Annotated in this window: 1 protein-coding gene; it reads left to right on the top strand. The window is 75.3% G+C overall.

Annotation, left to right across the window (positions count from 1 at the left end):
• Nucleotides 1-11: 11 nt before the first annotated feature.
• Nucleotides 12-11,747, top strand: a complete 11,736-nt coding sequence (locus ACIPSC_RS31020) for an amino acid adenylation domain-containing protein (protein ID WP_400830459.1) — start codon at nt 12-14, stop codon at nt 11,745-11,747.
• Nucleotides 11,748-11,773 lie beyond the last annotated feature (26 nt).

The raw sequence follows: 11,773 nt of genomic DNA, 5'->3' as shown, positions 1-11,773 counted from the left end.
GAGCACGTGTCGTGAAGCAGTCACGCATCGAGGACCTTCTGCCTTTGTCCCCGCTTCAGGAGGGGCTGCTGTTTCACGCGCAATTCGCCGAGGACAGTCTCGACGTCTACCTCTCCCAGCTGGCCGTCCGGATCGAGGGCCCGGTCGACGTGCCGGCCATGCGTGCGGCCGCGAACAGCCTGGTCCGCCGCCACGCCGGCCTGCGCGCCTCGTTCCGCCGCCGCAAGAGCGGCGAGCCGATGCAGGTGATCCAGCGCGGCGTCGAACTTCCGCTGGACGTCGTGGACTTCCGGGACGTGCCGGTGGACGAGCAGCCGGAGCGGGTCCGCGCGTTCGCCGCCGGGGACCGCACCCGGGGCTTCGACATGGAGCGCCCGCCGCTACTGCGCCTGACCATGGTCCGGGTTGCCGAGGACGCCTTCTGGCTGATCCTCACCTCGCACCACATCCTGCTGGACGGGTGGTCCTCGCCGCTGGTCGTCCAGGAGCTGTTCCAGCACTACCGCGCGGGCGGGGAGGACACCGGCCTGCCGCCGGTCACCCCGTACCGCAGCTACCTCGCCTGGCTCGCCAAGCAGGACCGGGGCGCGGCCGAGGAGGCCTGGCGCGGCGCGCTGGCCGGTGTCGACGCGCCGACCCTGCTGGTCCCGGAGGGCGACCGCAGCACCTCCGTCCCGCCCGAGGACCTGGTCGGCGAGCTGTCCGAGGACCTCACCCGCCGGCTCACCGAGCTGGCCCGGCGCACCGGCGTCACGCTCAACACGGTGGTGCAGAGCGCCTGGGCCGTCCTGCTGGGCCGGCTGACCGGCCGCACCGACGTGGTCTTCGGCGCGACCGTCTCCGGCCGCCCCGCGGACCTGCCCGGCGTGGAGTCGATGGTCGGCCTGTTCATCAACACCCTGCCGGTGCGGGTGGAGATCGACCCCACCCGCTCCTGGACCGAGCTCCTGACGGAGGTCCAGCGGCGGCAGACCGCGCTGCTGGACCACCACCACCTCCCGCTCTCGGCGATCCAGGCGCTGACCCCGGTCACCGGCGAACTCTTCGACACCCTCGTCGTCTTCGAGAACTACCCGCTCACCGAGGGGGCCGGCGAGGAGCCCGCCGCCGAGGGACCCCGGATCACCGACCTCACCGGGCAGGACGCCACCCACTACCCGCTCACGCTCTTCCCGACCCCCGGCCCGACGCTGCGCATGCGCCTCGGGTACCGGCCGGACCTGTACGACCGGGACGGCGCCCAGCAGGTGCTGGACGCCGTCCACCGCCTGCTGGAGCAGATCGAGGCGGACCCGGCGCTGCCGGTGAGCCGCGCCGAGGTGCTCGCCCCCGAGCAGCGCCGCCGCGTCCTGGAGGAGTGGAACCGGGCCGGCGGCCGGCCGCCGGCGGCGTCGGTGCGGGAGCTGTTCGAGGCCGCGGTCGCCGCCGACCCCACGGCGGTCGCGCTGGTCACCGGCGGCACCGAACTCTCCTACGGCGAGCTGGACGCGCGCGCCGACCGGATCGCCCACCTGCTGGCCGGCCTCGGGGTCGGCCCGGAGACGCCGGTCGCGGTGGCGCTGCCCCGCGGCGCGGACCTGGTGGCCGCCCTGCTCGCCGTCCAGAAGAGCGGCGGCGCCTACATCCCGCTCGACCCGGAGTACCCGGCGGAGCGGATCGACCACATTCTGGCGGACGCCGCGCCCGCGGTCGTGCTGACCGACTCCACGGTGGCGTCGGTGCCCGAGCGGGCGGGCGTCGAACGCGTCCTGCTGGACGACCCCGCGGTCCGCGAGCGGCTGGCCGCCCTGCCGGGCGGAGCCCTCGTCGCCGCCGCGCCGGCCACCGGGGCCAACCCGGCGTACGCCATCTACACCTCGGGCTCCACCGGCCGCCCCAAGGGCGTCGTCGTCACCCACGACAACCTGGCCAACTTCGTGGTCGACATGCGGGAGCGCTTCGCCCTGCGGCCGGGGGACCGGCTGGCCGCGGTGACCACGATCTCGTTCGACATCGCCGGCCTGGAGCTGTACGTCCCGCTGGTCTCCGGTGCCACGGTGGTCCTGGCCGACCGCGACGAGGTGCGCGACGTCGACCGGCTGGCCGAACTGCTCCGGGAGTCCGGCGCCTCCGTCATGCAGGCCACCCCCACGCTCTGGCAGGCGCTGGTCGCGCAGCGGCCGGAGGCCCTGGCGGGCCTGCGCGTGCTGGCCGGCGGCGAGGCACTGCCGGCCGGCCTGGCCGACCGGCTGGTCGAGTTGTCCGCCGGGGTGACCAACCTGTACGGCCCCACCGAGACCACCGTCTGGTCGACCGCCGCCGAGCTCGACGCCTCCGGCCGCACTCCGGTGATCGGCCGTCCGATCGCCGGCACCCAGGTCTACGTGCTCGACGCCGGCCTGTCGCTGGTTCCGCCCGGCGTTCCCGGCGACCTCTACATCGCCGGCGAGGGCGTGGTCCGCGGCTACCTCGGCCGCCCCGACCTGACCGCCGAGCGCTTCGTGGCCTGCCCGTACGGCCCGGCCGGCCGCCGGATGTACCGCACCGGCGACGTCGCCCGCTGGACCGCGGACGGGCAACTGGAGTTCGCCGGCCGCACCGACGACCAGGTGAAGGTGCGCGGCTTCCGGATCGAGCTCGGCGAGATCGAGACGGCGCTCTGCGCGTTGCCGGAGGTCGCCCGGGCCGCCGTGGTGGCCCGCGAGGACGCCTCCGGCGAGAAGCGCCTGGCCGCGTACGTGGTGCCCGCCCCCGGGGCGGCGGTGGCCGTCCCCGCCCTGCGCCGGGGTCTCGCCGAGCGGCTGCCCGAGTACATGCTGCCCGCGGCCTTCACCGTCCTGGACGCCCTGCCGCTGACCCCGAACGGCAAGACCGACCGCAAGGCGCTGCCCGCGCCCGACTTCACCGCCGCCGCGGCGGCCGTCGCGCCGCGGACGCCGCAGGAGGAGATCCTCTGCGGCCTCTTCATGGAGACCCTGGACCTGCCGTCGGTCGGCGTCCACGACAACTTCTTCGACCTCGGCGGCCACTCGCTGCACGCCACCAGGGTGGTCAGCCGCACCCGCACCGCCTTCTCGGTCGAACTCCCGCTGCGGGTGCTCTGGGAGGCGCCGACCGTCGCCGAGCTCGCCGCCCGGCTGCGCGAGGCCGACAGCGCCCGGCCGCCGGTGGTGGCGGTGGAGCGGCCCGAGCGCATCCCGCTGTCCTACGCGCAGCGCCGGCTATGGTTCCTCAACCGCTTCGAGAACGGCGCCGCCGCGCACAACATCAGCATCGGTCTGCGGATGACCGGCGAGCTGGACCACGAGGCGCTGCGGGCGGCCGTCCGGGACGTCACGGCCCGGCACGAGATCCTGCGCACCGTCTTCCCCGAGACCGACGGCGCCGCCCGGCAGCTGATCCTCTCCCCGGAGCAGGGCACCGCCGAGCTGGTCGTCCGGGACCTCGCCGAGGAGGAGCTGGAGGCGGCGGTCGCCGAGCAGGCGGCCCGCGACTTCGACCTGGCGACCGAGACCCCGCTGCGGGTCACGCTGCTGCGCCTCGCCCCGGCCGACCACGTGCTGCTGATCATCATCCACCACATCGCCGGTGACGGCTGGTCGGTCGGCCCGTTCGCCCGCGACCTCACCGCGGCCTACCTGGCCCGGGCCGCCGGCGAGGCCCCCGCGTGGGAGCCGCTGCCCGTCCAGTACGCGGACTTCACCATGTGGAGCCACGAGGTCCTGGGCGACGAAGCGGACCCGCAGAGCGTGGTCGGCCGCCAGCTCGACTTCTGGCGCGGCCGCCTCGCCGGCGCGCCCGACGTGCTGGCCCTGCCGACCGACCGGCCCCGCCCGCCGGAGGCCGACTACACCGCCGAGACCGTCGAGCTGGACGTCTCCCCGGAGCTGCACCGCGCCCTGGCCGGCGTCGCCCGCAAGACCCAGACCAGCCTCTTCATGGTGCTCCAGGCGGGCCTGTCCTCGCTCTTCACCGCCCTCGGCGCCGGCGAGGACATCCCGATCGGCTCGCCGATCGCCGGGCGCAACGACAAGGCGCTCGAAGGGATGATCGGCTTCTTCGTCAACACGCTGGTGCTGCGCACCGACACCTCCGGTGCCCCGACCTTCCGCGAACTGCTGGACCGGGTCCGGGAGTACGACCTCGCCGCGTACGCCAACCAGGACGTGCCGTTCGAGCGCCTGGTGGAGCTGCTCAACCCGGAGCGCTCGCTCGCCTGGCACCCGCTTTTCCAGATCTGGCTCAACGTCCAGAACCTGGAGGCCGCCTCCAGCGCACCGGTCGGCCTGCCCGGCGTCGAGGCCGCGGCCCACCCGGTGCCGGTCAACGCGACCCAGTTCGACCTGGCGTTCACCTTCAACGAGAGCACCGCGCCCGACGGTGCCCCGGCCGGCATGCAGGCGCTGATCGACTTCCGGCTGGACCTCTTCGACCGTGCCACCGTGGAGGACCTCTTCCGCCGGCTGGTCCGGCTGCTGGAGCGGGTCGCCGCCGACCCGGAACTGCGGGTCGCCGACCTCCCGCTGCTGACCGACAGCGAGCAGGCGGTGCTCACGGCCGCCAACGACACCGCGCGCGACCTCCCGCCGGCGACCTTCCCCGAGCTCTACGCCCGCCGGGTCGAGGCGGCCCCCGACGACGTCGCGGTGGCCTTCGAGGGCGAGGAGCTCACCTTCGCCGAACTCGACCGCCGCGCCAACCGCCTGGCCCACGTGCTCCGCGCCGAGGGCGCCGCACCCGAGCGGTTCGTCGGTCTGGCCCTGCCCCGCTCGCCGCTCTGGCCGACCGCGGTGCTCGCGGTGCACAAGGCCGGCGCGGCCTACCTGCCGCTCGACCCGGCCTACCCGGCCGACCGGCTCGCCCACATGCTCGCCGACGCCCGCCCGGAGGTGGTCGTCACCACCCGGGAGATCGCGGCGGGCCTGCCGCTCTCCGCCGGGACGGCGGTGCTGCTGCTCGACGACGAGGCGACCGGCGCCCGGGTCGACGCCGCCCCGGAGACCGCGCCCGAGGTGCGGCTGACGGACCAGCACCCGGCGTACGTCATCTACACCTCCGGCTCCACCGGCCGGCCCAAGGGCGTGGTCGTCCCGCACACGGGCTTCGCCGCCCTGCTCGCCGGCTACGTCGAGGCGCTCGGCCTCGGCCCCGGCAGCCGGGTCCTGCAGTTCGCCTCGCCGAGCTTCGACGCGGCCTTCGCCGAGCTGTGCAAGGCCCTGCTCTCCGGCTCGACGCTGGTCCTGGCGCCGCCCGCTCGGCTGGACCCGGGCGCCCCGCTGGCCGGCCTGCTGGCCGAGCAGCGGGTCACCCAGGCGACCATCCCGCCCGCCGCGCTCGGCGTGATGGCCGACGACGAGATCCCGGCCGGCCTCACCCTGCTGGTGGCCGGCGAGGCGACGCCCCCGGAGCTGGCCGGTCGCTGGTCGGTGGGCCGCCGGATGGTCAACGCCTACGGCCCGACCGAGACCACCGTCTGCGCCACCATCAGCGCCCCGCTCGCGGGCGCCGTCGAACCGCCCATCGGCACGCCCGTCCCGAACACCCGGGTGCACGTGCTGGACCGGGCCCTGCGGCAGGTCCCGCCGGGCGTTCCCGGCGAGGTCTACATCGCCGGCGCCGGGCTCGCCCGCGGCTACCTCGGCCGGCCCGGCCAGAGCGCAGAGCGCTTCCCGGCCGACCCGTACGGCCCGGCCGGCAGCCGGATGTACCGCACCGGCGACCTCGCCCGGTGGACCAGGGACGGCATGCTGATGTTCCTCGGCCGCGCCGACGAGCAGGTCAAGCTGCACGGCTTCCGGATCGAGCTCGGCGAGATCCGTTCGGCGCTGCTGCGCCGGGAGTCGGTCGCCCAGGCCGAGGTGCTGGTCCGCACCGACCGGCCTGGCGAGCAGCGGCTGGTCGCCTACGCCGTCGCGGAGAACGGCGCCGCGCCGCTCGACGGCGCCGCGCTGCGCACCGCCGTCGCCGCCGAGCTGCCCGAGTACATGGTGCCCGCGGCGGTCGTGGTGCTCGATGCCATGCCGCTGACCCCGAACGGCAAGACCGACCGGAAGGCCCTGCCGGCCCCCGACTTCGCTCCGGCCGCGGGAGCCGTGGCCGCCCGAACCCCCGAGGAGGAGCTGCTCGCCTCGCTGTTCGCCGAGATCCTGGGGGTGGCGGAGGTCGGGATCCACGACAACTTCTTCGACACCGGCGGCGACAGCATCATGTCGATCCAGCTGGTGCGCCGCGCCCGCAACTCGGGCCTCACCCTGAGCCCGCGGGACGTCTTCGAGCACAAGACGGTCGCCGCCCTCGCCCGGGCGGTCGCGGCCCAGGCCCCGGCCGAGGAGGCCGCGCAGCCGGTCGCCGCGGCCCCCGTCCCGGCCGGCGCCGGCGTCGGCGCGGTGCCGCTGACGCCGATCATCCACTGGATGCGCGAGCGCGGCGGGCGCCCGGACCGGTTCAGCCAGACCAACCTGCTGGTCGTCCCGGCCGACCTCGGACAGCAGCGGCTGGAGACCGCCCTGCAGTCCCTGCTCGACCACCACGACGTGCTGCGGATGCGCCTCGGCCGCACCGGCGGCGTGGTGTGGAACCTGGAGGTGCCCGAGCGCGGCACCGTCCGCGCCGCCGACCTGCTGCGCCGCGCCGACGTCACCGGCCTCTCCGCCGAGCAGACCCAGGCCCGCATCCTCGACGAGGCCAAGGCCGCTTGGGACCGGCTCGACCCGGAGGCCGGGGTGATGCTCCAGGCGGTCTGGTTCGACGCCGGTGCGCAGGCCCCCGGCCGGCTGCTGCTGACCGTCCACCACCTCGCCGTCGACGGCGTCTCCTGGCGCATCCTGCTGCCCGACCTGGCCCAGGCCTGGACGGCGGCCGCCGGCGGCGCGCCCGCCGAGCTCGATCCGGTCGGCACCTCCTTCCGCGAGTGGGCGCAGCTGCTCACCGACGCGGCCCAGGCGCCGGAGCGGGTCGAGGAGCTGCCGCACTGGCTGGAGACCCTCGCCGAGGCGGAGCCGGCGCTCGCCGACCGGCCGCTGGACCCGCGGCGGGACGTCACCTCGACCACCCGCCGGATGGTCCTGGAGCTGCCCGTCGAGGAGACCGCCGCGCTGCTCACCACCGTGCCCGCGGCCTTCCACGCGCGGGTCAACGACGTGCTGCTCTCCGCCTTCGCCGCCGCGGTCGCCGAGTGGCGCCGCGCCCGCGACCGCGGTGAGGGCCCGGTCCTGGTCAACCTGGAGGGCCACGGCCGCGAGGAGATCGCCGAGCAGGTCGAACTCTCCCGCACGGTCGGCTGGTTCACCAGCCTCTTCCCGGTGCGGCTGGACCCGGGCGCGCACGACTGGGCGGACTTCGCCGCCGGCGGCGCCTCGGCCGGCCGGGTGCTGAAGCGGATCAAGGAGCAGCTGCGCGCCCTGCCGGACAACGGCATCGGGTACGGCCTGCTGCGCTACCTCAACCCGCAGACCGCGCCGGTGCTGTCGCGCCTGCCCGAGCCGGGGATCAGCTTCAACTACCTCGGCCGCTTCGGAGGGGCCGGCGCCGCCGGCGACGAGGTGCTGACCGACTGGGCGACCGCACCGGAGGGCTTCGACGCCGACGGCGGCAGCGACCCGGACCGGCCGCTCGCCCACGTCGTCGACATCAACGCCCTGACCCAGGACCTGCCGGACGGGCCGCGGCTGGTCGCCGACCTGGCCTGGGCGGGGGAGCTGCTGAGCGAGGAGGACGCCCGCGCGCTGGGCGAGAACTGGATCCGCGCCCTGACCGCCCTGGTGCGCCACGCCGAGCGGTCCGAGGCGGGCGGCTACAGCCCGTCGGACCTCACCCTCGTCCCGCTCTCCCAGGAGGAGATCGACGCGGTGGAGTCGGCCGGGCAGGAGCGGCTGGAGGACGTCCTGCCGCTCACCCCGATGCAGGAGGGCCTGCTCTTCCACAGCCAGCTGGCCGAGGAGGGGCCGGACATCTACACCATCCAGCTCGGCATCGACATCGCCGGGCCGCTGGACGCCGGACGGCTCCGCGAGGCGGCGGCCGCCCTGCTGCGCCGGCACCCCAACCTGCGGGCGGGCTTCCGCCAGCAGGGGCTGAGCCGGCCGGTCCAGGTGGTCCTCGGCGACCTCGAACTTCCCTGGACGGAGCTGGACTTCACCGACCTGCCGGAGGACGGCCGGGCCGCCCGGCTGGACGCGCTGATGGACGAGGACCGGTTGCGCCGGTTCGACCCCGAGCGCCCCCCGCTGCTGCGCTTCACCCTGATCCGGATGGGCGAGCGGATCTCCCGCTTCCTGATGACCAACCACCACCTTCTGCTGGACGGCTGGTCGGGCCCGCTGCTGGTGCGCGAGCTCTTCGCGCTCTACGAGTCGGGCGGTGACGAGTCCGTGCTGCCCGAGGTGACCCCCTACCGGGACTACCTGGCCTGGCTCGGGCGGCAGGACAAGCAGGCGGCCCGTGCCGCCTGGGGCGAGGTGCTGGTGGGCGTGGACGGCGCGACTCTGATCGCGCCGGAGGCCGGCGACGTCGCGGACGCCGTGCCGGGCGACGTCCTGGTCGAGCTGGACGAGGCCGCCACGGCCGGGGTGACGGCGCTCTCCCGCCGCTTCGGGGTCACCCTGAACACGGTGGTCCAGACGGCCTGGGCGGTGGTGCTGGGCCGGCTGACCGGCCGCACCGACGTGGTGTTCGGCAGCACCGTCTCCGGGCGGCCCGCCGAGCTGCCGGGCGTGGAGCACATGGTCGGCCTGTTCATCAACACGGTGCCGGTGCGGATCGCGCTCCCGGCCGGCCGGACCTGGGCCGGCCTGCTGGACGACGTCCAGCGCGGGCAGACCGCGGTGATGGACCACCACCACCTGGGCCTGCAGGACATCCTGCGGCTGGTCGACTCCGACCGGCTCTTCGACACCATCGTGGTCACCGAGAACTTCCCGTTCGAGGGCGGCGGCGAGGGCGAGGGTGCCCAGGACGACGGCGAGGGACTGCGGATCGTCGGCGGCTACGGGACGGACGGCAACCACTACCCGGTCAGTCTGGTCGCGATGCCGGGCCGCCGGCTGCGGCTGCGCCTGGGCTTCCGGCCCGACGCGCTCGACCGCTCGGCCGTCGAGGCCGTCGGTGCCCGTCTGGTCCGGGCGCTCGGCGCCATGACGGCCGCACCGGAGCAGCCGGTGGACCGCACCGACCTGCTCGCCGACGACGAACGCCGCACCCTGCTGGAGGAGTTCAACGACACCGCGCGGCCCGCCCCGGCCCTGGTGCCGGAGCGCTTCGAGGCACAGGCCGCCCGCACCCCGGACGCGCCGGCGGTGCTGCTCGCGGACGGCACCGGGCTGAGCTACGCCGAACTGGACGCGGCCGCCGACGACCTCGCGGCGGAGCTGGTCGAGGCGGGCGTCGGGCCGGAGCGGCTGGTCGCGCTGGCGCTGCCCCGCTCGGCGGAGCTGCTGGTCGCCGCGCTCGCGGTGCTCAAGGCGGGCGGCGGCTACCTGCCCGTCGACCCGGGCGACCCGGCCGACCGGCTGGCGTACGTGCTCGCCGACGCGCGGCCGGTGCTGGTGCTGAGCCGGTCGGACGTCGCCGCCGAACTGCCGGCGGTGGACGCCCCGGTCCGGCTGCTGGACCGGCGGAGCCCGGGCGGCCGGACGCGGTCCGCCGGCGCCGACCCGCGGTGGCGCGCGCAGGCTCCGGCCTACGTGATCTACACCTCCGGCTCCACCGGACGCCCGAAGGGCGTGGTGATCGAGCACCGCTCGTTCGCCCAGTACCTCGACTACGCGGCCGAGGCCTACCCCTCGGTGCGGGAGCGGGCGCTGCTGCACTCGCCGGCCTCCTTCGACATGGCGGTGACCACCCTGTTCGCCCCGCTGGTGAGCGGCGGCTGCGTCCACGTGGCGGAGCTGGAGCAGACCGAGGGCGAGCGGCGGCAGCCGGCCTTTCTGAAGGCCACCCCCTCGCACCTGGCGCTGCTCTCGGGCCTGGACCGGGAGTGCTCCCCGACCACCGAACTGGTCGTCGGCGGAGAGCAGTTGCTCGGCGAGCCGCTGCAGGAGTGGCGCACCGCCCACCCGGGCGTCGCCGTGGTCAACGAGTACGGGCCCACCGAGGCCACCGTCGGCTGCGCCGTGCTGCGGCTGGAGCCGGGCGACCCGGCGCCCGCCGGAGCCGTGCCGATCGGCCGGCCGACGCCGAACACCAGGCTGTACGTCCTGGACGCCGGGCTGCGCCCGGTGCCGCACGGCAGCGCCGGCGAACTGTACATCGGCGGCGCGCAGTTGGCGCGCGGCTACCTGGGCCGGCCGGACCTCACCGCGGCCCGCTTCGTGGCCGACCCGTTCGGCGCGCCCGGCGGGCGGCTCTACCGCACCGGCGACCTCGCCCGGTGGGGCGCGGACGGGAGGCTGGAGTACCTGGGCCGGATCGACGACCAGGTCAAGGTCCGCGGCTACCGGGTCGAACTCGGCGAGATCGAGGCCGCGTTGACCGCCGACCCGGAGCTCGCGCAGGCCGTGGTGGTGCTGCGGGAGGATGCTGGCCGGAGCCCGCGGCTGGTCGGCTACCTGGTGCCCGCCGAGGGCCTCCCGGAGGTCGCCGCGGTGCGCGAGCGGCTGGCGGCCCAGGTGCCCGAGTACATGGTCCCGGCGGCCTTCGTGGTGCTGGACGAGCTCCCGCTGAACGCCAACGGCAAGGTCGACCGCAGGGCGCTGCCGGCGCCCGAGTACCGCGCCGCCCAGTGGAGCGGTCCGAGCACCCCGCAGGAGGAGATCCTGTGCGGGCTGTTCCGGGAGGTGCTGGGGGCCGAGGTGGTCGGCGTCCACGACAGCTTCTTCGACCTCGGCGGCGACAGCATCCTGGCGATGGGCCTGGTCAACCGGATCCGCTCGGCGTTCGGAGTCAAGCCGAGCATCCGCACGGTGCTCGCCGCGCCGACGGTCGCGGAGCTGGCCGGCCGGCTCGGCGGCGAGGCGGACCAGAACGCGCTCGACGTCCTGCTCCCGCTGCGCGAGAACGGCAGCCGCGCGCCGCTGTTCTGCGTGCACCCCGCGGGCGGGCTGAGCTGGTCGTACGCGGCCCTGCTCCGGCACGTCGACGCGGAGCACCCGGTCTACGGCCTGCAGGCCCGCGGGCTGGTCGGCGGCGACCCGCTGCCGGAGTCGATCGAGGAGATGGCGGCGGACTACGTCGAGCAGGTCCGCAAGGTCCAGCCGGTCGGCCCGTACCACCTGTTGGGCTGGTCGCTCGGCGGCACCGTGATCCACGAGATGGCCGCCCAACTCCGCGCCGCCGGCGAGGAGGTGGCGCTGCTGGCCAACCTCGACGAGTATCCGCTGGACCGCTCGCAGCCGCTGCCCGACCGGGTGCCGGACGAGCAGGACGCGCTGCGGACGATGCTCGACTTCGCGGGCCACGACGTGGACGCCCTCGGGGACGCCCGGCTGGAGCACGCCCAGGTGGTGGCCGTGCTGCAGGAGCGGCAGAGCGTGCTCGCCAGCCTGGACGAGGCGGCCGTGGCCGCGCTGGCGCGGGTGTACGCCAACAACCGGCGGCTGTTCCTGGCCTACCGGCCGCCCAGGTACGACGGCGACCTGCTGGTGCTGGTCGCCGAGCCGGACCGCTCCCGCCCCGGCTCCGACCTTGCCGACCGGGTCGGTGCCTGGAAGGAATTCGTCGGCGGCCGGATCGAGTTCCGGGTGATCGGCTGCGACCACCCGTACCTGCTGCAGCCGGAATGGGCCGCGGAGGTCGGCCGGGTGGTCAACGAGAAGCTCCGGGAACTCAGGTGACGCGCACCCCGGCCGGTCGGCGGACC

It is taken from the genome of Kitasatospora sp. NPDC090091, from assembly GCF_044747365.1.
GTDB lineage: Bacteria > Actinomycetota > Actinomycetes > Streptomycetales > Streptomycetaceae > Kitasatospora.
The sequence above is the reverse complement of the archived record's forward strand: the minus strand, read 5'-3'. Positions and strand labels throughout refer to the sequence as shown.